This is a genomic window from Flavobacteriaceae bacterium (genome assembly GCA_003443635.1).
Taxonomy (GTDB): domain Bacteria; phylum Bacteroidota; class Bacteroidia; order Flavobacteriales; family Flavobacteriaceae; genus AU392.
This window is the reverse complement of record CP031964.1, coordinates 3,169,648-3,195,365: the sequence shown is the minus strand read 5'-3', so window position 1 is coordinate 3,195,365 and position 25,718 is coordinate 3,169,648. Positions and strand designations below refer to the sequence as shown.

Annotated in this window: 26 protein-coding genes and 1 tRNA gene; 22 read left to right on the top strand and 5 right to left on the bottom strand. The window is 30.4% G+C overall.

Features of this window, described 5'->3' with window-relative positions:
* Positions 1-4 precede the first annotated feature (4 nt).
* Positions 5-2,233 (bottom strand): SulP family inorganic anion transporter, encoded by a 2,229-nt coding sequence (locus D1817_14680; protein ID AXT21068.1) that lies wholly within the window; start codon positions 2,231-2,233, stop codon positions 5-7.
* A gap of 427 nt (positions 2,234-2,660) precedes the next feature.
* Positions 2,661-3,212: a hypothetical protein gene (locus D1817_14675; protein AXT21067.1), complete on the bottom strand. Its 552-nt coding sequence runs from the start codon at positions 3,210-3,212 to the stop codon at positions 2,661-2,663.
* Positions 3,213-3,829: 617 nt separating this feature from the next.
* Here D1817_14675 and D1817_14670 point away from each other — a divergent pair.
* Positions 3,830-4,948, top strand: a complete 1,119-nt coding sequence (locus tag D1817_14670; protein AXT21066.1) for a class A beta-lactamase-related serine hydrolase — start codon at positions 3,830-3,832, stop codon at positions 4,946-4,948.
* 249 nt (positions 4,949-5,197) lie between these two features.
* Positions 5,198-5,686: an RDD family protein gene (locus D1817_14665; GenBank protein AXT21065.1), complete on the top strand. Its 489-nt coding sequence runs from the start codon at positions 5,198-5,200 to the stop codon at positions 5,684-5,686.
* A 511-nt stretch (positions 5,687-6,197) separates the two neighbouring features.
* On the opposite strand, the gene D1817_14660 is transcribed toward D1817_14665, so the two are convergent.
* Together D1817_14660 and D1817_14655 are read right to left on the bottom strand one after the other, a co-directional pair.
* Positions 6,198-6,896 carry a DNA-binding response regulator gene (locus D1817_14660; protein AXT21064.1) on the bottom strand — a complete coding sequence of 233 codons (699 nt, stop codon included), beginning with the start codon at positions 6,894-6,896 and terminating at the stop codon, positions 6,198-6,200.
* Entirely contained in the window at positions 6,889-7,800 is a 912-nt protein-coding gene (locus D1817_14655; GenBank protein AXT21063.1) for a histidine kinase, read from the bottom strand. Before D1817_14655 ends, D1817_14660 begins: the two co-directional genes overlap by 8 nt.
* Positions 7,801-8,160: 360 nt before the next feature.
* On the opposite strand from D1817_14655, the gene D1817_14650 reads away from it, so the two are divergent.
* Together D1817_14650 and D1817_14645 are read left to right on the top strand one after the other, a co-directional pair.
* Positions 8,161-9,453, top strand: coding sequence for a class C beta-lactamase-related serine hydrolase (locus D1817_14650; protein AXT21062.1), 1,293 nt, complete (start codon positions 8,161-8,163; stop codon positions 9,451-9,453).
* A gap of 3 nt (positions 9,454-9,456) precedes the next feature.
* Entirely contained in the window at positions 9,457-10,569 is a 1,113-nt protein-coding gene (locus D1817_14645; protein ID AXT21061.1) for a class A beta-lactamase-related serine hydrolase, read from the top strand.
* A 103-nt stretch (positions 10,570-10,672) separates the two neighbouring features.
* Here the strand turns inward: D1817_14645 and D1817_14640 are convergent.
* Positions 10,673-10,757: transfer RNA gene (locus D1817_14640), tRNA-Leu, on the bottom strand.
* 144 nt (positions 10,758-10,901) lie between these two features.
* On the opposite strand from D1817_14640, the gene D1817_14635 reads away from it, so the two are divergent.
* From D1817_14635 to D1817_14550, 18 genes are all read left to right on the top strand, one after another.
* Positions 10,902-11,843, top strand: a complete 942-nt coding sequence (locus D1817_14635; protein AXT21060.1) for a ribose-phosphate pyrophosphokinase — start codon at positions 10,902-10,904, stop codon at positions 11,841-11,843.
* Positions 11,844-11,868: 25 nt separating this feature from the next.
* Positions 11,869-12,501, top strand: coding sequence for a 50S ribosomal protein L25/general stress protein Ctc (locus D1817_14630; GenBank protein ID AXT21059.1), 633 nt, complete (start codon positions 11,869-11,871; stop codon positions 12,499-12,501).
* A gap of 135 nt (positions 12,502-12,636) precedes the next feature.
* The gene (locus D1817_14625) at positions 12,637-13,203 is read left to right on the top strand and encodes an aminoacyl-tRNA hydrolase (protein AXT21303.1); all 567 of its coding nucleotides are present in this window, start codon (positions 12,637-12,639) and stop codon (positions 13,201-13,203) included.
* Positions 13,204-13,211: 8 nt separating this feature from the next.
* Positions 13,212-14,147, top strand: a complete 936-nt coding sequence (locus tag D1817_14620) for a bifunctional riboflavin kinase/FAD synthetase (protein ID AXT21058.1) — start codon at positions 13,212-13,214, stop codon at positions 14,145-14,147.
* Complete coding sequence (locus tag D1817_14615) at positions 14,140-15,456, top strand: hypothetical protein (protein AXT21302.1); 1,317 nt, start codon at positions 14,140-14,142, stop codon at positions 15,454-15,456. Before D1817_14620 ends, D1817_14615 begins: the two co-directional genes overlap by 8 nt.
* 44 nt (positions 15,457-15,500) lie before the next feature.
* Entirely contained in the window at positions 15,501-16,778 is a 1,278-nt protein-coding gene (locus D1817_14610) for a serine--tRNA ligase (protein ID AXT21057.1), read from the top strand.
* 396 nt (positions 16,779-17,174) lie between these two features.
* Entirely contained in the window at positions 17,175-18,998 is a 1,824-nt protein-coding gene (locus D1817_14605) for a hypothetical protein (protein AXT21056.1), read from the top strand.
* A gap of 26 nt (positions 18,999-19,024) precedes the next feature.
* Positions 19,025-19,348 (top strand): DUF4286 family protein, encoded by a 324-nt coding sequence (locus D1817_14600; protein ID AXT21055.1) that lies wholly within the window; start codon positions 19,025-19,027, stop codon positions 19,346-19,348.
* Positions 19,349-19,365: 17 nt separating this feature from the next.
* Entirely contained in the window at positions 19,366-20,154 is a 789-nt protein-coding gene (gene rsmA / locus D1817_14595) for a 16S rRNA (adenine(1518)-N(6)/adenine(1519)-N(6))-dimethyltransferase RsmA (protein AXT21054.1), read from the top strand.
* Between the two features lie 12 nt (positions 20,155-20,166).
* Positions 20,167-21,543, top strand: a complete 1,377-nt coding sequence (mgtE, locus tag D1817_14590) for a magnesium transporter (GenBank protein ID AXT21053.1) — start codon at positions 20,167-20,169, stop codon at positions 21,541-21,543.
* Between the two features lie 14 nt (positions 21,544-21,557).
* Positions 21,558-21,923 (top strand): cupin domain-containing protein, encoded by a 366-nt coding sequence (locus tag D1817_14585; GenBank protein AXT21052.1) that lies wholly within the window; start codon positions 21,558-21,560, stop codon positions 21,921-21,923.
* A 64-nt stretch (positions 21,924-21,987) separates the two neighbouring features.
* Entirely contained in the window at positions 21,988-22,923 is a 936-nt protein-coding gene (locus D1817_14580; GenBank protein ID AXT21051.1) for a hydroxyacid dehydrogenase, read from the top strand.
* A gap of 9 nt (positions 22,924-22,932) precedes the next feature.
* The gene (locus D1817_14575; GenBank protein ID AXT21050.1) at positions 22,933-23,343 is read left to right on the top strand and encodes a DNA-binding response regulator; all 411 of its coding nucleotides are present in this window, start codon (positions 22,933-22,935) and stop codon (positions 23,341-23,343) included.
* A gap of 109 nt (positions 23,344-23,452) precedes the next feature.
* A complete protein-coding gene (locus D1817_14570; protein ID AXT21049.1) occupies positions 23,453-23,959 on the top strand; it encodes a DUF4199 domain-containing protein in 507 nt (168 codons plus the stop codon).
* Positions 23,960-23,968: 9 nt separating this feature from the next.
* On the top strand, positions 23,969-24,427 hold the full coding sequence (locus D1817_14565) for a DUF1801 domain-containing protein (GenBank protein AXT21048.1): 459 nt from the start codon (positions 23,969-23,971) through the stop codon (positions 24,425-24,427).
* A 36-nt stretch (positions 24,428-24,463) separates the two neighbouring features.
* Positions 24,464-24,850, top strand: coding sequence for a VOC family protein (locus D1817_14560; protein AXT21047.1), 387 nt, complete (start codon positions 24,464-24,466; stop codon positions 24,848-24,850).
* 16 nt (positions 24,851-24,866) lie between these two features.
* On the top strand, positions 24,867-25,097 hold the full coding sequence (locus D1817_14555) for a hypothetical protein (protein AXT21046.1): 231 nt from the start codon (positions 24,867-24,869) through the stop codon (positions 25,095-25,097).
* A gap of 42 nt (positions 25,098-25,139) precedes the next feature.
* On the top strand, positions 25,140-25,625 hold the full coding sequence (locus D1817_14550; protein AXT21045.1) for an NINE protein: 486 nt from the start codon (positions 25,140-25,142) through the stop codon (positions 25,623-25,625).
* Positions 25,626-25,718 lie beyond the last annotated feature (93 nt).

Below are 25,718 nucleotides of genomic sequence, written 5' to 3'. Positions count from 1 at the left end.
GTTACTAATCTATTAAATCCAATAGCGTAGCTAATTCTTTACCATAATCTATAAACGCAATGGTTTCATCTGTCCTTGCCAATTTAATTTTATCAAAAATAACTAGTGCTTCACCATTACTTTCTAAATGATAAATCTGATGACTTTCGAAAAAACGAATGATTTCATCTGTAAAAAATAATCTAATTTCTGCTTCCTTATTTCCCATAAGGAGAAATTTTCTGGAAAAATCGGGATACATCTCAAAATCAACATCTTTATAGCCTGTATATGCTCTCACACGGTCAATTATTTTGTCAAATACTCCTTCTTTTTCCATTGTGAAAATGGGTATTTTTTTAGGCAGTTTTAAAACCATCAGTGTAGTATTAAAGGTTTCCGCCGTAAAAGCTGCCCCTTCACTAAAAGTTACGTCAGCAATTTCCCAAGGCACATTTAAATCTTTAAATATTCCTTTGAGACAATTAGATTTGCGTTCGATAGGTCTAATTTCAAAAAAGTGAAATTTCTTTAGATAGGTAGTATTCCAATCTACTTGACTCGTGTATTGATAATCTTTTTCATTGGCTAAATTTTGTAATCGATTTTGCCTTGCTGATAATTTTTCTACTTGATTATTTAAAGCAATTTTTAAAGCTCTGTTATAGGTAGAGGATGAAACATGAGAATCCAGTCCGTTAATTATGACATTACCACCTGTATTCTTTTGTATCTTTAGATAATCTACTATATAATCCATATAAGTAATGCCTACCAATCTTGTTTCCGATAAATCAATATTCACGTCTGCTCCAGAAGGAATTTGAGCTACCATTTTATCGATTTTTAAGATGCCTAAAAAATTTGCAATCCCTTTCACTTTTATATCATAGCTGCCATCTGGTTTTATAACCAAATTTGAACCCGATCGATAAACCATTTTAAAAAATTGAGGTATGGACATCTTTGCCAGTAGCATATGACTAAACATGGCCAATAATAATCCACCAAGTAATCCAATTAATAAATTAGTGTAAAGCGTTAAAACCATAGTACTAACAAAGAATATTAATTGCTCGATTCCTTGATTATAAATTTGTTTAAAGACGGCAGGCGAAGCTAATTTAAACCCTGTATAAACTAGTAAAATTGCAAATGCACATAGCGGTACTTGCCTCATTATTGGACTTAAAACCACAATAAAAATTAATAATATAAGTCCTTGATACATATTGGACCACTTTGTCTTGGCACCATTATGAATATTGACCGTACTTCTAATAATCACAGCAATAATAGGTAAACCTCCAATCATGCCAGCTACCATTGTACTCACTCCAATACCTGTTAAATCCTTATTCAAATCCGTTTTTCGTTTATAAGGGTCAATTTTGTCAACAGCTTTTGCAATGGCTAATGATTCAATACTTGTTATGATTAAAATGGATACTACGGTTGTCCAGAATTCAATGGTATTAATTTTACTAAAATTAGGATGCATTATTGAATCCATAATATTATTGGGAATATCCAACAGTAGATTAGGTCCTACTTCGTATGCCTTTCCAAAGAATGAAAGCGTATGTTGGTCGAAGAAATTGAAAACATAAACAAATGGAATGGAAAGAGCAATAACCCACATTGGTGCAGGTAAAATATGAAAAAACTTATAACTGATTTTGGAATGAAACAATAATAAAAGTAAGCCAACCAAAGCAATAATTACCACAAAAGGATTGGCTTGAGGTAAGTATACAACCGCATCGATAAGGTTTTGGATAATACTCGGACTATCTGAATGCGTACCTAAGGCAACATGAATTTGTTTTGCGAAGATGATAATTCCGATGGCTGCCAAAATACCATGAATCACGGAAGAATGAAATATATCTGCTAATCGCCCCAATTTCAATAATCCCAATAATACTTGAAGTGCACCCGAAACAACCACTGCTGCCAATACATAATTAAATGCTTGCCCAGAACCATCATCCATCAGTACAATACCCAAAAGTATGACAGCAATAACTCCTTTGGCAGGTCCGTTGACCGATATGTGACCACCTCGATAAAGAGTTGTTACAACACCGCCAATAATTGCGGAAAGGATACCTGACATTGCGGGTGCACCGGCTGCCAAAGCAATACCTAATGAAAGGGGTAAAGCAATGAGGGCGACACTTACCGCAGCAATTAAATCACTTTGCCAATTTTCAATGAAACCTTTAAAGCCTTTTTTTGGTGTAATTTCCATTTATTTAACTATCTATCTATGTTTATAAAATATTTGGATTTTGAATTTAAATCGATGATTTGTAACATAAAGCTGTATTAAAACTTTAGATATTGATTTTATTTGTTAATTGTGCCTAGCACAGCGCTTCACGCAATTCTGTATTGCGAATGAAAAGATACTAAATTTGAATAACAATAATTTGAGAATATGACTAAATGTAAAGTTAAGGGTCTCAAATTATTGGTTATCAAAGAGATTGCATGGCAATCGTGCTTTGTCAAATTAATTGTCTTGAGAGTTCAAGAAACAGAATCAAATTGCATTTTGCAGAAGTTGTGTACAGTTCTAAGCGTAAGTCCGCAAAGGTGATAGTTATAAAAATGTAGGAGATTCAATTTGGTTTAACGCTGTATTGTGAACAATACACGTTGTTATACATAGTATTTTATTCAAATTTTGGTTCTTTTGGTAATTCAATCAAATCTTTATTCCTTGTAACTTGATCATTAATTGATAAATAATGTATTGCTAAAATCAACTGAATATTTGGGTTATTTAAATCAAATGCGTTGTTATCATTAAGGATTTCTTGATATTGTAAATCCAAACCATTAAAATCTCCAGAAGCTTCGATTCTTTCAGCGTATTTTGCAATTCTTGGATTAGTTTTTCCTAAATCAGATAGATATTTTTGGTATTTTCCAGTAGCTACAGCACAAAGGCTTTTTGCTTTTATTTTACTCGGATAAAATGTTGATTCGCAAAACATCCATATTTCGTTGAAAGTTGATTCAGATATTCTTTCGTAAAGTTTTGTTTGATCATTAAAATCCATTTTTGTCCAAATTCCAGTTCCGTTTGCTTGCATGGAATCGTGGTTCACTTGTTTGTAACAAGAGTTTAAATCAGCATTTTTATTAGCACAAACATTTCCCTTAAAGAACTCAACAATTTTAGTTAAGTCAGAAATTTGGTCATTCGTAAAATTCGATTCCAATTCAGACGTTGAGTAATTTGTTCCGCAAGAACTTAAAATCAGTAAAAACAGAATTATCAATATTGGCGAAAATGGTTTTTTCATATTATGCACAACGTAGGGATATGTTTACTGGTGTATATATCCCTATTATATATACACTCAAATATACAAAAATTCTTACGCGTCTAAAAGGTTTTTAATAACATCAAAACTGTTCCTCGCTACATGAGTATATATTTCTGTTCGTTTTAAAAAGCCAAATGAAATGCCGAAAAATATGAACTTTGAACTGTTATTATATATCGCAGAATAAGTCTATGAAATAAAGAATCAATAAGGAATTGGAATATGAAACAGGTTGGGATTATGTGACATTTTCAAATTATAATGGCTGGAAAAATAACGATTTAAGTGCTTAATCAGAAGATAAACAATAAAATAAGGCCAGTCGTAAATTGAAAAAGTAGTGCCTAAATCCACTACTTTTCATATACAAGGCCGTTAGCCACAAATTAGAAAAACAAATTATTGAAGGTTGAGGCAACTATCTCATACAATTTTACGTCTCTACTTATAATGACTGACAATACGAAAAATTAACAGGCAGAAAAAACATAAAAACAAACAGAAAAAACATGAAATTGTATTCAATCATTTATTCTCTTTTACTGCTAACTTTAACTTCTTGTGGAACTCATTTTGTACTTGATGAGAACTTACCACTTGAAGATAAAGTGGACAAATACTTTACCTATCTGACCGAGGAGAAAAATTTTCACGGAGTTGTTTTAATTTCTAGGAAAGGGAACGTTTTAATTAATAAGGGCTACGGAAGTGCATCGGATGAAAGACAATTATCAATGAAATCCGAGACCATTTTGGACATTGGGTCTATAACCAAACCATTTACTGCAGCAGCGATAATGAAATTAGTTGAGCAAAATGTACTAGATACAGAACAAAAAATTACCGATTTTTTTCAAAATGTTCCCGCAGACAAACAAGCCATTACTATTCATCAATTACTGAAACATAGATCAGGACTTCCCGATTACTTTGCTGATGACTTTGATGCTCTAACCAAAGAACAGGCATTACAAAAAATATTAAGTAGTAAACTTGTGGCTCAACCAGGGAAAAAACATGAATATTCTAATGCAGGTTATGCTGTCTTAGCACTCATAATTGAGAAAATTACCAATCAAAGTTATCATTCTTATGTGAGAGACAATATCTTTTCAAAGCTAAGTATGAATTCATCAGGTTTTTATGGCGACAATTATCTATCAGAGAACTTATATTACACTGGATATTTAAATAATACCAAAACTAATTATACCTCTCTTAATGCTTCTATTTTATATGGAGGTACTTTAGGTAATGGAGGTATATTATCTACAACAGACAATATGCTAAAATGGACAAATACTATTACTGGCAATTTTTTCAGTTCAGAAATTAAAGAAAGAGTATTCAAGAATCGCTATGGATGGGGAGTAGGTTCTACAGATTACGGTAAAATAATCACCCATAGTGGTGGGGGGTCTGGAGGCAATTCTCATGTAGCAATGTATCCCGAAAAGCAAATCACAATAATCATTCTATCTAACCGTATCACTTACCAAACTGTGTTTGGTATTCCTGTGAAAGTATTTTTGCCTGCTGACGAAGCAGGAAAACAAATAATGAAAAATATAATGAATAATGATTTTACAAAAATGCCTAAGAAAACTTTTTCAATTGGTAGATGGTAAACTCAATAAATATTTTTTTGCCTTATGTATTTTGAAAGTGAGAAGAAAAACAAATGAAATGATTGATTTATAAGATGACTGTGTTTTTGAAAATGAAAATCTAGTTAAGTTAAAGACCGAACTGATTATTAAAATCAATGAGCTCAGAGAGCTAAATCAAAAAATAAATGAGATGTCCATACAGGAGCACAAGTACACCCCGTAAAAAAAGAAATTTATAAACCTTTACCGCACATTTGAGAAACAACTATGAACGAAATAAACTTACCAACTGAATTGAAAACAGTTCCTAATATTGGAAAACGGATTTTGGCAGGAATTGTTGACTATTTAATCATCTGTATTTTCTACTTTATTTTTCTGCTTGCATTTGGAGAGCCAGATTCTGAAGGAGAATTATACTTAAATGGATTACCTGTATTAGGACCAATTCTATTTTGGGGAATAATGACAATCGGACTTGAACAATGGTTCGGAGCAACACTTGGAAATTCTTTAGTTGATCTAAAACCTATATCAATCTGTAGATCAAATGATAACTCAACTTTTAGCGGAACAGATGAAAAATTGACTTTCGAACAATCTTTGAAAAGACATTTACTTGACCCAATCGATTTGCTCTTTTTTGGACTAATCGGAATTATAACAATAAAAAAAACGGATAAAAATCAACGATTAGGAGATATTTGGGGAAATACAATTGTTGTGAAAACATCTGAATTGAAAAAAAAGGAATAAAAAACGTGTGGTAACACCGTATAAAAATAATTGTGGTTTAGTGTTTAATAGTAATAACAGAGGTGTTCTCACTGCTTTTGATAGTTTTACAGAATGTGTCTTTCTAGAAGATAACATTACTTATATTATTAATGAGAGATATGCTAGGCTTTCCATCTTAGGCAACTATTTATATAAAAATAAATATCACTAAGTACAGCGGAAAAAATGTAACTTTAAAAATGCAACTACTCATAGCCGGTCAAGCTTATAATTCAATAAAAAAATAGCTAGAGAGAAATTTACCGTAATTAATCGTACATTTAAACATAAAAAGCCTCCAATGTCAATAAACAAAGAAAGCTATGTACAGAACATTGACCTATTCTCGAACCAAATTTTGAATCTTATAAAAAGACTCATTTAATGTACAAATATTAAATTATACTAAAGCATACATTATATATTCTTAAATAATTATAGATATCTTAAAAGTATCTTGAATAATGTAATTTGTGATTCTTAAGTGTTTTTATCTTTTTAATATGGATAGTACATGTTCTTTATATTTTCCACCAATAGGAATCTCAATTGTATCTATTTCAACATCTTGTTGTGTGAATGCTGTTACGTGGGCTATATTTACAATATAAGACCGGTGTAATCTCAAAAATTGATCATTAGGTAAAGTTTCAATAAAGTCACTAATCTTTTCTTTAACTACATGGGTTTTGTCTTTGATATGAATTTTAAGATAATCTCTTAAACTTTCAATATAATAGATATCTTTAAGAATAACCTTGATTTGCTTCTTATTGATGCTTATGAATATATGATTCGGATAAGTATCAGCAGATTTATTTGAGGTTGTAGTGATCTCATTTGGAATATTTAACTTATTTACGGCTTTGAAAAAGCGATCAAAAGTTATCGGTTTTAGCAAATAATCTAACACTTGTAATTCGAATCCTTCAATGGCATATTCGCGATATGCTGTAGTAAAAATAACTTTAGGTGGATTTGCTAATGTTTTCAGAAAATCAATCCCTGTAAGTTTAGGCATGTGTATATCTAAAAAGATAAGATCGACTTCATTTTTAGATAAAAAACCTGCTGCTAAAATGGCATTCTTAAAAGATCCCAAGTATTGTAAAAACAGGACTTCACTAATATGAGATTCTATTAATGATCTTGCTAAGGGTTCATCGTCAACGACAATACATCTAATCATTGATAAGTGTTGTATTTATGGTTAAATCTACAGAATAATTGTTACTTTCCTCTAAAATGCGATATGTATGCTCTTGATATAATAAATCCAACTGCTGTTTGATATTGATTATTCCTATGCCATTATTTTTCTCATTAATTTTCAAATCGCTTTTAGTGTTTTTTACCTTAAAATATAAAATATCTCCATCTTGTGAAATATCAATTTGAATTTTAGGCGTTTGAAGTGTATTACCTGCACCGTGTTTAAATGCATTTTCTACAATAGACAAAAGAATAAAAGGCGCTATTTGTATGAATCCATTACAACTATTATTGAACTCAATTTGTATATCTTCTCCATATCTTAAACGTTCTAAAGCGATATAATTTTGCAATAACTCAACTTCTTTATGTAATGGTACAAATCTATCATTACATTGGTATAACATATAATCTAACATATCGGAAAGTCTGGCAATAGATTCCGGAGCTTTGTCAGATTTCTGTAATGTTAACGCATATAAATTATTAAGTGTATTGAATAAAAAATGTGGATTGATTTGAGATTTGAGCATTTGCAACTCTAATATACGTCGATCTCTTTCCAATTCGATATTTCGTTTCTCTATACGGTGTTTTTCTTCAATCACCCGATTTAGTGTCATTATAAATGTAGATATTAATAAAGGAGTCAAATACGAATAAAAAAGAAAGTCTACATCACTAAAAATTTGAATGATACTTTCTTGAGGGAATGGTTTTTCTCGGGTTAATGGTTCATAAATATGAACATTTACAATACGGTCAAATACACTACCTATATAAAATAATAAGGTTGTTAAAATCCCAAACAGAACATATTTCTTACGATTATAAAAGCGAGGCAGTAATATATCATTAAACCCATATGCTGTTAATATCATCGCAGGCAAACGTTTTATATTTTGAAATAATATAATATAAAATGATTGGTCATTACCATCCTTAAAAAACTGAATGAGTGTGAAGCTAGAAATTAACACTCCCCAGAATATAAAATGATTTCTAAAGCATTTGTTTTTATTCAAAATATATTTAAACCTGATTCTAAAATAGCATAATCACCCTCTAAAACTAAAATTAATCGACAAGATTTTATCCAATGTTGACAAATTTAGTCTAATCGTCGACCAAATAGATTTATCTACTTTAAAAAAAGATATGTCTTTATCTAAAATGGTTTCGTCGAATTATTAGAAACGGTGTATTCATATTCTTCAGCTTTGCATCAAAATGTATTAAAGATGAAGAAGATTAAATTGAATAAAACCAGTCGTCGCTTTCTAAGAATTTTTGGGACCCTATTTTCTTTATGGTTGTTATGGAGTATCTATTATTTTTTCACATTAACCGCTTTTTCAGATAGAAAATTGGACCCTATTACTGTGGAGATTAATAGAACTGAATATAAAACCTCTATAACTGAAGCAAAAATATTATTAAAAGGAGTTACATCTCGTTTGGACGTGCCATCATTTTCTATTGCAATAGGGCATAATGGAAAGGTTATTTGGTCTGTAGCTACAGGCTATCAAGACCTAGATTTAAAAATTCCAGCAACTCCAAAGACCCAATACCGTATAGGGAGTACTTCTAAATCTGTTACTGCTACCGGAGTAGCAAGAGCAATTGATAAAGGGTTCATTAGCCTAGATGCTATTATTGGAGATACCATTAGCAATTGGACGAAAAAACGATGGGATTTTACGATGCGACAATTATTAAGTCATACTGCTGGTATTGGTAATTATGAAGATTTCGGGATGAAATCTGCTAAGTATACTTTATGCAATTGTTATCAATTCAATTCAGCTTCCGAAGGGTTAAAAGTGTTTGATAGCTATAAAATGTTATATGAACCTGGGACATCATTCAAATATTCAACCTTTGATGTGAATTTAGCTAGCGTTGTATTGGAGCAAGCAGTGCATCAACCTTTCTTGGAATATATGAATCAATATGTTTTTCAACCTTTAAATATGCAAAATACTTACGCTGATCATACAAAACCCAAAACAGAACATTTTGCAACATTCTATGATATTGATAATGGGTATTATCGTGAATATCGAACCATAGGTATCAAACATGATGTGAATTTAAGTTATAAATGGGCTGGTGGTGGCTTTATATCTACTCCGACCGATATGGTAAAAATGGGGAATGCATATCTTAATGACTCTACTTTTATAAATAGGAGCACTATAAAAGAGTTCTGGATGCCTATAAAATTAATTTCAGGAGAAATTAATGAACAAGAATATGCAGTTGGCTGGCGTTCGTATCTAAACCTTAATGATGAACACCTCTTAAATGGTTCTACAATATGGATGGTAAATCACGGAGGTGTGAGTAAAGGATCAATGAATTTCTTAGTGCTTTTTCCTAATTACAATTTAGTTATCGATGCCTCTATAAATGCTAGAGCAAGAACATTTGGAGAATTCGCAAATGAAGTTAAAAAGATTGCGAATGTTTTTATAAAACATATTCAAAAAGAAGAATTCTCGATTTATAACGATATGAAATCTTTATAAATAATGAAAAGCACTTTTATAAAACAACTCTCTCTTATTGGTTTAATTTTTATGATAAGCTGTTCCTCTAGTACAACTCCTTTCCAGCAGAATATTTCAATCGGATCAACTAATACAATTGTTTCAAAAATAGATTCCATTATAGCTTCTAAAATGAATGTCTACAATATTCCGGGGATCTCTATTGGAATAGTAAGAAGTGATTCTATTTTTTACACAAGAGGTTATGGTTTAAAAAGTATTGTTGAAAAAGATACTATTTCAGAAAACACTGTGTTTCATACTGCATCTATTAGTAAGTTACTTACCGCACAAATGATAATGCAACTGGTTGCAAATAATAAGTTAAGGTTAAATGATAGATTAATAGATATCATTCCTAATTTAAAATATACTAATGAGCAAGTTAAATTTATTACTATTAAAAGTTTATTAAATCACACATCTGGCTTACCTGATATTAATAATTATCATTGGGGTAATCAAAATCGTGAGAAGAACAGTCTTAAAGGTTATGTTTTAAGTACTAAATTAAAGCTCAGACATACGCCTTCAACTAAATATAATTATAGTAATCTTGGTTATGATATTCTAGGTTATGTGATTGAAGAAGTTACAAAACAATCTTTTGAAAGTGTTATACAACATTACGTTTTAAACCCATATAAAATGAAATCTAGTAGTTTTAACTATTTTTCTATTCCAAATAGTAAAACTACACACCCACATTCAAAATGGTTTGACAATTCTATTTACATTCGAAAAGTATACCCTTATACTAGAGAACATGCACCCAGTAGTACTTTAAATGCTTCATCAAAAGATTTAAGTTATTGGATGTTAAACATTTTGAGAGATTTAGATACCAAATCAGAATTAAAACAAATGATAATACCATCGTTTAAGGATTATAAAAATATTGGTTTAGGATTTCAATTATATAATTTAAATGACAAACGAGCTATTGGACATTTTGGAGGGGATAAAGGTTTTCGAAGTTTTTTATTAATGCTTCCAGAACATCAAACGGGAATTGTATTATTAGCAAATTGTGATTATAATGAAGATTTTAGACAAGACATCGTAGCTGCAATAGTAACATTATTATTGGATTAAGTACTTTAAACACATAAACTTTATTTTTATTTTAAAATATAAGGAATAACATTTATATAGTTTGAAAACTAAAAAAGCTCTTATCTAATAAAGATAAAAGCTTTTGTACTCAAGGTGGGAATCGAACCCACACTCTCGAAAGAACTGGATTTTGAATCCAGCGCGTCTACCAATTCCGCCACTTGAGCATTTTGGATTGCAAAATTATAAAATTAATTACGTTAAACAGTTAAAATAAGTGGCTTTTATACTTTTTCAGTTCAAATAAATGTCTAAATTTGCACCTCATTTTAATTAACAGGGTTTAATCGCCTATAAAACAATAAAATATAATGTCTACCGGATTCCCAGAAGCTAAAATATTTGCTTGCTCACAAAGTAAAGCACTTGGTGAAAAAATAGCCAAATCTTTTGGAGTTACTTTAGGGAATGTAATTACTTCTAAATATAGTGATGGTGAGTTTCAACCATCGTTTGAAGAATCTATCCGTGGGTCAAGAGTATTTTTAATAGGGTCTACAAATCCTAGTTCAGAGAACTTAATGGAAATGCTGTTAATGTTAGATGCAGCCAAGCGTGCCTCTGCAAGACATATAACAGCAGTAATGCCATATTTTGGATGGGCTAGACAAGACAGAAAAGATAAACCCAGAGTACCTATTGCTGCAAAGCTTATTGCTAAAATGTTAGAAACAGCTGGTGCTACTCGTATTATTACAATGGATTTACATGCAGATCAAATTCAAGGGTTTTTTGAAAAACCTGTAGACCATTTGTTTGCATCAACAATATTTTTACCCTATTTAAAAAGTTTAGGGTTAGATAATTTAACAATTGCTTCACCAGATATGGGAGGCTCTAAACGAGCCTATGCATACTCTAAAGCTTTAGAAAGTGATGTAGTAATATGTTATAAACAAAGAGAAAAAGCTAATGTAATTTCTCATATGGAACTAATTGGAGATGTAACAGGCAAAAATGTAGTCTTGGTTGATGATATGGTAGATACAGCGGGTACACTAACTAAAGCGGCTGATGTGATGATGGAACGAGGTGCGTTAAGTGTAAGAGCAATTTGTACACATCCAATTTTATCTGGAAGTGCTTACGAAAGAATTAATAACTCTAAGTTAGAGGAGTTAATCGTAACAGATTCAATCCCCTTATCGCAACCAAGTGATAAGATTAGAGTGTTAAGCTGTTCAGATTTATTTGCTGAAGTGATGACTAAAGTTCACGAGAATAAATCGATAAGCTCAAAGTTTTTAATGTAAATAAATATTAATATAAATTTTTTCAATGAAATCAATTACAATCAATGGATCTAAAAGAGAAAGCGTAGGCAAGAAGTCAACAAAAGCCTTACGTAATGCTGGACAGGTACCTTGCGTATTATACGGAGGAGACCAATCAGTACATTTCTCTGCAAGTGAATTGGCTTTCTCTAAATTGGTATATACGCCTAATGCGCATACCGTTGTGATTGCCTTAGAAAGTGGTGAAACTTTTAATGCTGTGCTTCAAGACATTCAATTTCACCCGGTAACCGACAAAATTTTACACATAGATTTCTATCAATTATTTGAAGATAAAGAAATCGCAATGGATATTCCAGTACGTTTTTCTGGAAACTCTAGAGGTGTATTAAACGGAGGGAACTTAAGAAAAAACAGACGTAAATTAAGAGTTAAAGCATTGCCTGTTAATCTTCCGGATTTTATAGATGTAGATATTACACCATTAAAAATAGGAAGTAAATTATATCTTGCAGAATTAGAAAATGATACTTACAGATTTTTACACTCAGATAATACAGTAGTATGCCAAGTGAAGCGTTCTAGAGTTTCTGTAGATGATGAAGATGAAGACGAAGATGAAGATGTAGCAGCAGAAGGAGCAGAAGCACCAGCAGCTGAAGCAGCTCAAGAATAAACAATTTTATTGTATATAAAATAAAAAGCATTCTGTAAATTCAGGATGCTTTTTTATTTTTACGCTATAATGTATAATACTTTGTGGCGCATTTTAGGATTAAATAAAAAACGAATACAAGAAGAGATACCACCAATGAAAAAGTTTTTAATTATAGGTCTCGGTAATATTGGTTCTGAATATGTCAATACAAGGCATAATATAGGATTTAAAATATTAGAGTATTTTGCTTTAAAAGAAGAGTTAACTTTTACGACAGATAGACTAGGAGATAAAACTACCTATAAGTTAAAAGGACGCACCTTTATTTTTATTAAACCAAGTACCTACATGAACTTAAGTGGTAAGGCTGTTAAATATTGGATGGAAAAAGAAAAAATTCCTTTAGAAAATTTACTGGTGATTACAGATGATTTAAATTTACCTTTTGGAAGCTTGAGAGTAAAGACAAAAGGCAGTGATGGTGGTCACAATGGATTAAAAGATATCCAAGATAAATTAAATACCACGAAATACAATCGTTTTAGATTTGGTATTAGTGACACTTTTAGTAAAGGAAGACAAATTGATTATGTGCTGGGAGAATGGAATGAAGATGAAAACAGTAAATTACCAGAACGCTTAGATAAAAGCATAGAGATTATAAAATCGTTTGGACTTTCGGGAGTTAATAACACGATGAATAGTTATAACGGAAAATAATTCATTTAATGCAAAACCTTAAAGATTACAGATCGTATATCTCGAATAAAAAATCCGTTATTACTATAGGTACTTTTGATGGTGTGCATATTGGCCATCAAAAAATAATTTCAAAATTAATTGAAGATGCAAAACAGAATGATCTAGATGCTATAATCTTAACATTCTTTCCACACCCAAGAATGGTGCTTCAAAAAGATAAGACTATAAAATTAATTAATACGCTTGAAGAGAAAGCTGTATTGCTTAAAAACTTGGGGGTAAACCATCTTGTTGTAAAAGAGTTTACCGAAGAGTTTTCCAAACTTTCGGCTTCAGAATTTGTTAATGAAGTTTTGATTAATAAATTAAATATCGATCATATTATTATAGGATACGACCACCGATTTGGAAAAAATAGATCGGCGGATATTAATGATTTAAGAAGTTTTGGAGATAATTATAATTTTAAAGTTTCAGAAATAACAGTACAAGAAGTTGATGATGTAGCAATTAGCTCGACTAAAATTAGAAAAGCGTTGTTAGAAGGTAATATTAAAAAAGCAAATACATATTTAGGATATAATTTTATGTTGTCTGGCACTGTAATAAAAGGGAAAGGTATCGGCAGACAATTAGGATACCCTACAGCTAATATTAAAATTAAAGAGAATTATAAATTAATTCCAAAGCGAGGAGCTTACATTATTAAATCTATAATTGATAATAAAGAGGTTTTCGGAATGTTAAACATAGGTATTAATCCAACCGTTAATGGTGAATTTGAATCTATTGAAGCTAACTTTTTTAACTTTAAAAAAGATATATATGATATGACTATTGAAATTCAATTTTTAGAACGCCTTAGGAATGAACAAAAATTTGAATCAATAGATGCTCTTAAAACTCAATTAGCTAAAGACAAAATAATAGCTCAAGAATTTGTAAATGATAAAAATGAATAGTCGATTTTTATTTAAATATATAGATAACAGTGCCCTAATTGTTTTTAGAATAATTTTTGGATTACTAATTTTTTTAGAAGCCGTTGGTGCCATTTTTACAGGATGGGTTAAAAGAACTTTAATCGAACCTGAGTTTACGTTTTCGTTTATTGGTTTTGAGTGGTTACAACCTTTACCGGGAGATTGGATGTATGCTTATTATCTTATTATGGGCATATTTGGTTTGTTTGTAATGTTGGGGTATAAGTATAGATTTAGCATTATTATGTTTACAATATTATGGACTAGTACTTATTTAATGCAAAAAGCATCTTATAATAATCATTATTATTTGTTAATCATATTGTGTTTAATAATGTGTATCCTGCCTGCAAATAAATATTTATCTATTGACGCAAAGCAAAACCCCGATATTAAAAAAGATAGTATGCCACAATGGTGTAGCTTTATTTTTATTTTACAAATGGGGATTGTTTATACTTTCGCATCTGTTGCAAAATGGTATCCAGATTGGTTGGATACTTCGGTCATAGAATTATTAATGCGTGCCAGAAAAGATTATTATATAATTGGTGATTTGCTTCAGCAAAAATGGGTGCATTATGCTTTAGCTTATTTAGGTATAACTTTCGATTTATTGGTGGTACCATTATTATTATGGAAACCAACTCGAAAATTAGCATTTATTGCTTCCTTATTTTTTCATTTATTTAATTCTATAGTATTTCAAATAGGGATCTTTCCATATATGTCTATTGCTATTATCTTATTCTTTTATCCACCACGAACTATCAAAAACATTTTTTTAAAGAAGAAAGAATTTTATGATAAAGCAGAAGTAATTGTGCCAAATTACAAACCCTACTTTATAACATTATTAATAATTTATTTTAGCATCCAAATACTATTGCCACTTAGGCATTGGACGATTAAAGACGATGTGCTATGGACGGAAGAAGCACACAGAATGTCTTGGCGAATGATGCTTAGAGGAAAAAATGGATATGCTAGTTATAAAGTGGTAGATAAAAACACGAATAATGTAATTCTTATTAAGTTAGATGATTATTTAACTAGAAAACAAAAACATATTGCATCTACAAAACCAGATGTGATATGGCAATTCTCTCAACGTTTAAAACAGGAATTTGCTCTTAAAGGAGTTGATGTTGCAGTATATGTAAATTGCAGGGTAAGAGTAAATGGAAAAAAGTTTAAACAGTTAATTGATCCAGCAGTAGATTTAACAAGTGTTAAATGGAATATTTTTAAACATAGTGATTGGATTTTACTTTCAAAACAAGATTAAATATCTTCGCAATTCCTTAAATTTGTCGCTTAAAATTCCAACAAATGCTGCAAGTTGCTTTTATTAGAGAGAATAAAGATTTAGTTGTAAAACGTTTAGCAAAACGTAATATTGATGCTGGACAAATGATTAATGATGTTCTTGTTTTAGACGAAGATCGTAGACGTACACAAACAGAGCTAGATAATACCTTATCTGAATCTAATTCTATTTCAAAAGAAATAGGAATACTCTTTAAATCTAGAGAAGTTGAAAAAGCAAACGAATTAAAATCACGTACAAGTAAATTAAAAGAAGATACAAAGCTATTAACTGAGCAACTAAATACGAAGGTTCAAAGATTACAAGATTTACTGTATAAAATTCCTAATGTACCTCACGAATCTGTCCCAGCAGGGAATACAGATGAAGATAATGAAGAAGTATTTCGAGAAGGAGAGATACCAACTTTAAATGAAAAAGCATTGCCTCACTGGGAACTAGCTAAGAAATATGATATTATTGATTTTGAATTAGGGAATAAAATCACTGGTGCAGGATTTCCAGTGTATAAAGGAAAAGGAGCAAAATTACAACGTGCATTAATTAATTATTTTTTAGATAAAAATACAGAAGCAGGCTATAGAGAAGTACAAGTACCTCATTTAGTAAATGAAGATTCTGCAACAGGTACAGGTCAATTACCAGATAAGGAAGGGCAGATGTATCATATTAATAGTAATGGTGATAATTTATACTTAATTCCGACGGCAGAAGTACCAGCGACTAATTTATTTAGAGGTAATTTATTAACCGAAAAAGAGTTGCCTAAAGCTATCACAGGCTATACACCGTGTTTTCGTCGTGAAGCTGGAAGTTATGGTGCTCATGTGAGAGGGTTAAATAGGCTGCATCAATTTGATAAAGTTGAAATTTTACGTGTAGAGCATCCAAGTCGTTCTTATAATGCTCTTAATGAAATGGTGGAGCATGTAAAAAATATTCTTCGAGAATTAAAATTACCATATCGTATTTTAAGATTATGTGGAGGAGATTTAGGATTTACATCAGCACTAACGTTTGACTTTGAAGTATTTTCTACAGCGCAAGATCGCTGGTTGGAAATTAGTTCTGTTTCTAATTTTGAAACTTTTCAGGCAAATCGTTTAAAATTGCGTTTTAAAAATAGTAATGGTAAAAGTGAATTAGCACATACTTTAAACGGAAGCTCTTTAGCTCTACCTAGAGTTTTAGCTGGGATCTTAGAAAACTATCAAACATATAAGGGTATAGAAATCCCAGAAGCTTTAATCCCATATACAGGATTTAAAATCATTGATTAAACTTCTATTTTTTAACATAATTATCGATGAAATGCAAAAAATCAATGCTGTTTAACGAGTTTTTGCATTTTTTCTTTGTTTTATTTAAAATAATGTAGAAGTTAGCCTCACCAAACTAATTGACCTACATTATGAAAAATTTCAAACGCATTTTTTTACTTGCGACTTTAATAATTTTAGTTGTTAAAGTAGTATTGTAAAAGGAGGACATCCACCAATAATTACGCTTTTTAGGATATGTTTACTTAAATCCGTAGGGGACATTTAGATTTTAATTTTCTAAAATTTGGTTAATAGTAAATTTATTTTAGATGCTTGTGCTCGAGCTATGCTCGGGCACATTTTTTTATAAAAACATTCACAATAATTAAAATCCACATTTACTATATTTACAAAATGAGGTTTATAAGAGGTTTATTTTTTATAAGTATATTCTTTGGTTGCTTTTTGAGTTTTTCTCAAACAAAAGTTATAATTGATAAAGATTATAGAGGAGAAGCTTTAGCTAAAGATTATTTTGATCGTGGTGAATTTGAAAAAGCACTACTATCATACCAGAAATTATATGATAAATCGAGAAATAACCCAATCTATTTACTTAAAATTGTTGAAGTTCATCAGCAATTAGAGCAGTACAGTATTGCAGAAACTATATTGTTAGAACAAGTTCTTAAAAACAGAGACCCACAATTTTTAGTAGAACTAGGCTATAATTATCAATTAAAAGGAAACCAAGAAAAAGCAGAAGAAAACTATAAGCTATCTATTTTAAGAGTTGAAGAAAACCCTGCTTATACATTTTATGTTGCACGAAGATTTGAAGAACATGCATTAATAGATTTTGCTGCTGAAGCCTATGAACGTGCTATGGGTGTGAGGCCAGATGCAAATTTTAATATACAATTAGCACGTATTTACGGAGAGCAAGGTAAGATTGAAAAAATGTTTACGAGCTATATTAATTTTGTAGAAAAGAGCACAGGATATATAAATCAATCTAAGCGGATTTTTAGTGATTTTATTTCTGAAAATAGCGAAGGAGAAAACAATAAATTATTAAGAAGGGCATTACTTAAAAAAATACAAACACAACCAGATAATATTATCTGGAATCAAATGCTAAGTTGGCTATTTATACAACAACGAGATTATAATAAAGCATTTGCGCAAGAGAAAGCTATTTTTAGAAGAAATCCTGAAACTTTACGAGGAATTTTAGATTTGGCGAATATTACAATTGAAGAAGATGAAACTGATATAGCAAATCAAGTTTTAAATTATATTATTGAAAATGCGGTAGATATTAATACAGTATTAAGAGCACATGAAAGTATATTAGATATTGAAGTGAAAAATGCTAAATCTGAAGAAGATTATGGTATAATTAATAAAAAGTATGAAACACTTTTAAGTGAATTTGGAATAAGATCACAAACCTTGGATTTACAGATATCTTATGGACATTTTATAGCATTTTATTTAAACCAGCCCGAAGAAGCATCTAATTTTTTAAAAGAAACATTAAAAACGAGATTATCTAAATTTCAACAAGCAAAAGTAAAATTAAAGCTAGGAGATATTTTAGTACTGCAAGAAAAGTTTAATGAAGCATTAATTTATTATAGTCAAATACAAACAAGTTTAAAGAACAGTACAATATCACAACAAGCACGTTTTAAAGTTGCACAAACAAGTTATTATAAAGGTGATTTTAAATGGGCAGAATCACAACTTAAAATATTAAAATCCTCAACCTCACAACTTATCGCAAATGATGCTTTAGATTTAAAACTTTTAATCTCAGATAATAAATTAGAAGATTCAACTCAAACAGCTTTAAAATTATATGCAAAAGCAGATCTTTTAGCATTTCAGAATAAAACCGAAAAAGCTATTGTTTTACTTGATCAAGTATTAGATAATCATAAAACAGAAACGATTATAGATCAAACCTTATATTTTCAAGCACAGCTTTTCGAAAAACAGAAAGAATTTAATAAAGCAAAAGTAAACTACGAATTTATCATTGAAAATTTTAGAGAAGATATCTTAATAGATGATGCATATTACGCTTTAGCAGAATTATATATAAGGGAGTTTAACAAACCAGAAAAAGCAAAAGAACTTTACGAACAAATTATTTTTAATCACGCAGATAGCATCTATTTTGTTGAAGCTAGGAAAAAGTATCGTACATTGCGTGGCGACGATTTAAACTAGTATTTTCGAAATCAAAATAAAAAATAATGTTCATATATAATGTGACTTCAAACATTGATGAAAGCATTCATCAAGAGTGGTTAACATGGATTAAAAATCACATCCCAGAAGTATTAGCTACCGGGAATTTTACAGGAGCTAAGCTTACGAGGGTTCTTGTTAAAGAGGAGCTAGGAGGTGTTACTTATTCAGTACAATACAGAGCAAAATCCCGGGAAGCATTAGATAATTATTATCAAAATGATGCCGAAAAGTTAAGGCAAGATGGATTATCTCGATTTGCAGATAAGTTATTGAGTTTTAGAACTGAGTTAGAAATCATAGATGAATATTCAGTAGATTTTAACTAAATAAATTCCTTCTATTTGTGTCAAACAATCATCAAGTAAAAGCAAAAAAACACTTAGGGCAACATTTTTTAAATGACGAAGATGTCGCTAGAAGAATTGCTGATACCTTAAGTTTCGAAGGGTATAAAAATGTTCTGGAAATAGGACCAGGAATGGGAGTATTAACTAAATACTTGCTCGAAAAGAAAACCAAAACGTATGTGATTGAAATCGATACAGAATCTGTAGAATATTTAAAAGCAAATTATTTAAACTTATCAGATAGGATTATAGAGAAAGATGTTTTAAAGTATGATTTAAATGAAATCTTTAAAGATGAGTCATTTGCAATTATAGGTAATTACCCATATAATATATCGTCACAAATAGTGTTTAAAACCTTGGAAATGCGAAACCAAATTCCAGAGTTTTCCGGAATGTTTCAAAAAGAAGTAGCACAACGTATTTGTGAAAAAGAAGGTAATAAAACCTATGGTATCCTTTCGGTTTTAGTACAAGCATTTTATGATGCAGAGTATTTATTTACTGTGCTTCCAAGTGTATTTAACCCGCCTCCAAAAGTAGATTCAGGAGTATTGCGATTAACTAGAAAAGAGAATGCTGAGTTACCTTGTGATGAGAAACTATTTTTTAGAGTTGTAAAAACAGCATTTCAACAGCGCAGAAAAACACTTCGTAATAGTTTAAAAACATTCAATTTAAGTGATAATTTAAGAGAAGATGTTATCTTTGGCAAGCGTCCAGAACAATTAAGTGTTTCTGAGTTTATAAAACTCACAACCTTAATTCAGGTGGATATAAATTAGCAATAGCTTATTGTGAAAGAAGCCAACGAAAATACTAAGTTTCAAATAAGTGATGAACTTATTGAAAAAGTAGAACATTTAATAGATACGAGAAGCGATGAAGATACACTCAAGCTATTAAATGAATTTCATCATGCAGATATTGCCGAAATTTTAGATGAACTTAATCAAGATCAGGCTACATACATTATAAAACTTTTAGATAGCGAAAAAACATCTGATGTTTTAATGGAGTTGGATGATGATGATCGTGAAAGAATACTCCAAAACCTTTCTATAAAGGAAATTGCTGAAGAAATAGAAGAGTTAGATACCGATGATGCTGCAGACATTATTGCCGAACTTCCAGAAGAACGACAAGAAGAGGTTATAGCAGAGATTGAAGATGAAGAGCATAAGGCAGATATACAAGAACTCTTAAAATATGATGAAGATTCGGCTGGAGGGCTTATGGCAAAAGAGTTGGTGCAGGTAAATGAAAACTGGACAGTGACACGTTGTGTAAAAGAAATGAGAGATCAGGCTGCCGAAGTTACCAGAGTTCATTCTATTTATGTTGTAGATGATGAAAATAAACTTTTAGGACGATTATCTTTAAAAGATTTATTAGTTGCAAAAACAAGAGCTAATATTAAAGAAGTATACATCCCAAAAGTAGATTATGTTCATGTTAATGATGATGTAGAAGATGTTGCTAAAGTGATGCAGAAATATGATCTGGAAGCTATTCCTGTTATAGATGATGATAAAAAACTCTTGGGTAGAATTACTATTGATGATATTGTAGATGTTATTAAAGAAGAAGCAGAAAAAGATTATCAGTTAGCAGCAGGTATTACTCAAGAAGTAGAAGCAGATGATAGTATTTGGCAACTTACACGAGCTCGTTTACCTTGGTTAGTTTTAGGACTCTTTGGAGGGTTAGCAAGTGTTTTTATTTTACAGGATTTTGAAGATTTAATGGGAGATTCTCAAGTTAAAAAACTTTTCTTTTTTACACCACTTATTGCAGCTATGGCAGGAAATGTAGGGGTACAATCTAGTGCTATTATTGTACAAGGTCTTGCTAATGATGTCGTAAAAGGAAGCTTATTAAACAGGCTTATAAAAGAAGTAGGTTTGAGCTTGATTAATGGTATAGCATTGGGAGGACTTGTAATAGTTTTTGGAGAAATAATGGGGTATACGCTTCAATTTAGTAGTACAATTGCCATATCTATGCTTTCAGTTATTATTATAGCAGCACTTATTGGTACCTTTGTCCCAATAATTTTAGACAAAAGAGGAATTGATCCTGCAATTGCTACTGGTCCATTTATTACAACTAGTAATGATATCTTTGGAATTTTCCTGTTTTTTTATATTGCAAAACTGATTTTACAATTTTAGAAAATTATATAAAAATGAAACCAATTAACATAAAAGATAAACACTCATTATTCACTAAAAATTGGCATCCACATCAGATTGCAATTGTGGATGATATGCAAGTAATTTTAGCTAAAATAAATGGCGAATTTGTATGGCATAGTCATGAAAATGAAGATGAATTATTTCAAGTTACTAAAGGAACTTTATATATGCAGTTTAGAGATCGTACTGAGATTGTGAGAGAAGGAGAACTTATTGTAGTGCCTAAAGGAGTTGAGCATAACCCTATGACCAAAGATGGAGAAGAGGTGCATATTTTACTTTTCGAAAAATTATCTACGGCTCACACTGGAGATGTACAAGCAGATAAAACGGTATCCGAATATCCAAAAATATAATGTGTACTGAACTTGTTTCAGTATCTCACAAAATATATAAGCATTAGTTTTTTTGAGCAATACTATGAAAATTCTTCATTTAGATAGTAATCACTCATTACTTATAAATCAATTACAAGATTTAGGGTGTATTAATGATGAAGATTATACATCTTCTAAATCTGAGATAGAAGAAAAAATTTATCAATATGACGGCCTTATTATTCGTAGCCGATTTACAATTGATAAAACTTTTTTAGATAAGGGAACAAACTTAAAATTTATTGGACGTGTAGGCGCAGGATTAGAAAATATTGACATAGCTTATGCAAACAAAAAAGGAATTTATCTAATCTCAGCGCCAGAAGGTAATCGCAATGCTGTAGGAGAACATACTCTAGGAATGTTATTATCTTTATTTAATAAATTAAATAAGGCAGATATTGAGGTGCGAGAAGGAAAATGGTTTAGAGAAAATAATCGTGGTATCGAGCTTGATGGTAAAATTGTAGGACTCATTGGTTATGGTAATATGGGTAAAGCTTTTGCTAAAAAACTAAGAGGCTTTGATGTAGAGGTATTGTGCTATGATATTAAACCAAATGTTGGTGATATTAATGCAAAACAAGTATTATTAAAAGAGTTTCAAGAAAAAGTAGACATAGTAAGTTTACATATCCCGCAAACACCATTAACGCTTAAAATGATAAACTCAAGGTTTATAAGCGAGTTTAAAAAACCATTTTGGTTGCTTAATACAGCAAGAGGAAAAAGTGTGGTCACTACAGATTTAGTTGATGCTTTAAGACAAGAAAAAATACTAGGAGCTGGCTTAGATGTATTAGAATTTGAAAAATCTTCTTTTGAAAGCTTATTTTCTGAAAAACTGCCAGAAGCATTTCAATATTTAATTAATGCTAAAAATGTATTATTAACGCCACATGTTGCAGGATGGACAATAGAAAGCAAAGAAAAATTGGCAAAAACTATTGTTGATAAAATTAAAGCAAAATTTTATTAACTTTTCAAAATGAAAAAAACAATTTTTGTTTTTGGTGGCTTAGTATTAGGAGTTGCAATTTTATTTCAATTAAGCCGATATTCAATTGATTCGGGGAACCTGAAAATAGAAATCGCAATAGCAGTTATTGCACTAGTTTTCTTTTTTATAGGAGTATATATCAACAAAAAAAGCCTGCATAAAGAGTTGAAACCTTCAAGTGAAATTGATTATAAAAAAATTGAAGCATTAGAGATTACTAAACGTGAATATGAAGTTTTAAAGGAAATTGCTCTAGGATTATCAAATAAAGAAATAGGCGAAAAACTATTTTTATCTGAAAGTACTATAAAGTCACATGTTTCAAATTTACTATTAAAATTAGATGCTAAGCGACGTACACAAGCGATTCAAATTGCAAAATCACTACAAATTATTTAAGAAATACTTATCTTTAAGACTTAAGTTGGATGTCTTTGGTACTTTAGTATGATTTAAAAAAGTGAGCCTCAAACTACTTTTGAAGTATTAACTTTTAAATTAATAAAATATGAAAAGTACAATTACTAAGTTTGGACTGTATGCGTTTATTATTGCTTCAGTTTTATTTTTATCGGGTTTTCTTTTAGGTAAAAATTTAGATTTTAATACCCAAGCGATTATAGGGTATTCATCAATGGTTATTTCTTTAGTGTTTGTTTATTTTGGAATTAAACATTATAGGGATAAAGAAAACAATGGTAGGGTAGCGATTGGTAAAGCTATAGCCATTGGATTATTTATTTCTTTATTTGCAGCTTTAGGGTTTATGATCATTGATTATATATACACGACCCAAATTAACCCTAATTTTCAAGAAGAGTATTTAGCACACTCTTTAAAAGAAATGGAAGCAACCTTATCTGTTGAAGAATTTCAAAAACAAAAAATCGAGCTAACTCAGCAAATGCAAAATTATGGAGGACCAATGGCTTTAGCACTATTAATGTTTGCAAATGTTATAGTTATAGGATTTATTATATCTTTAATATCAGCATTAATCTTACAACGTAAATAACATAAACATATGAAATATAACGCAACATCTCCGGAAGATTATTTAAATCAGATCCCTGAAGATAGAAAACCAGCAATGAATAAATTACGAAAAATTATACTCGACAACTTACCAAAAGGTTTTGAAGAAGGTATGAATTATAATATGATAGGTTATTACGTTCCGCATTCAGTATATCCTAATGGATATCATTGTGACCCTAAGCTTCCACTACCATTTATGAATATTGCTTCACAAAAAAACTTTATTGGAGTATATCACATGGGTGTTTATGCAAACAAAGAATTATACGATTGGTTTGTGACAGAGTACTCTAAACATTGTAAATATAAATTAGACATGGGTAAAAGCTGTATTCGTTTAAAAAAGATTGAAGATATTCCTTATGAATTAATAGGCGAATTAGCTTCAAAAATAACAGCTGAAGAGTGGATTACTTATTATGAAGATAATATGCAGAAAAGATAATACTGTAACAAAATATTAAAATAATATACATATAATATGAAGAATAGAGTAACTGGTCTTGGAGGAATGTTTTTTAAGACTAAAAACCCGGATAAAATTAAAGAATGGTATGGTAAACACTTAGGGTTACCAGTTGATGCTTACGGATGTACGTTTTGGTGGAAAGATAAAGAAGGAAAAGATTGTTCTACACAATGGTCGCCATTTAAAGAAGATACTCAATATTTTAAACCAAGTGATAAGCATTTTATGATGAATTTTAGAGTTGAAAATTTGCATAAATTACTTGAAGTTTTAAAAGAAGAAGGAGTTACTATCGTAGGAGAAGTTGAAGAATATGACTATGGTAAATTTGGATGGATACTTGATCCTGAAGGGAATAAAATAGAATTATGGGAACCTATAGATAGTGCTTTCCTGTAGAGGGAATAAAATTAAAATGCCAGAAGAAAATAATTTTAACGAAGAATTAAACATAAATAATGATAAAGTAGATCGTAGTATAGAAGATACTATAATCGATAAAGCAAATACTTTAAAAACCGAAATAAAAGAAGTTGCTGTTAACACTAAAGAAAAAGCAAGAGAATTAGCAGAAGAAGCTAAAGAAACAATAATGGAAACTTCAAATAAAACAAAAAGCTTCATACAAAGATTATTTGGCAAATAATAAGTATTTAATTAAATTTAAGTTTAACCAAAAAACAAAATTATGTCTGACGAGAAAAGTTTACAAGATGACCTAAATGAAATGTTAGGCGATACAAAAGAAGAATTAAAAAAAGCTGCCGAACGTGTAAGTAAAAAAGCTGGAGAGTTTGCAGAAGAAGCAAAAGAAGCTATAGGTAGCGCAAAAGAAAAAGCTTCAGAATTTGCAGGGGATGCAAAAGAAAAAGCTTCGGAGTTTACAGATGAAGCTAAAGATGCATATGAGAAGATTTCTGGAGAAAATAAAAAAGTGCTAGCAGGAATCACAGCGATTTTATTGGGAGGTTTAGGAGTACATAAATTTGTGCTAGGCTACTATAAAGAAGGTGTGATTTTATTAGCAATTACTATTGGTATTAATATTTTTAGTTTTGGCTTTTTGGGATTATTAGTTTGGGCGTTTACACTCATAGAAGGAATTATTTATTTAACCAAAACTAATAACGAGTTTTTTAAAATTTATCAGAAAGGAAAAAAACCTTGGTTTTAGAATAATAGATTTACCTCAAATTATATAGATACATTAAAAAGGTCAAGATAGCTGTTTTGGCTTTTTTATTCAAATTTATTATCGTAATATTGC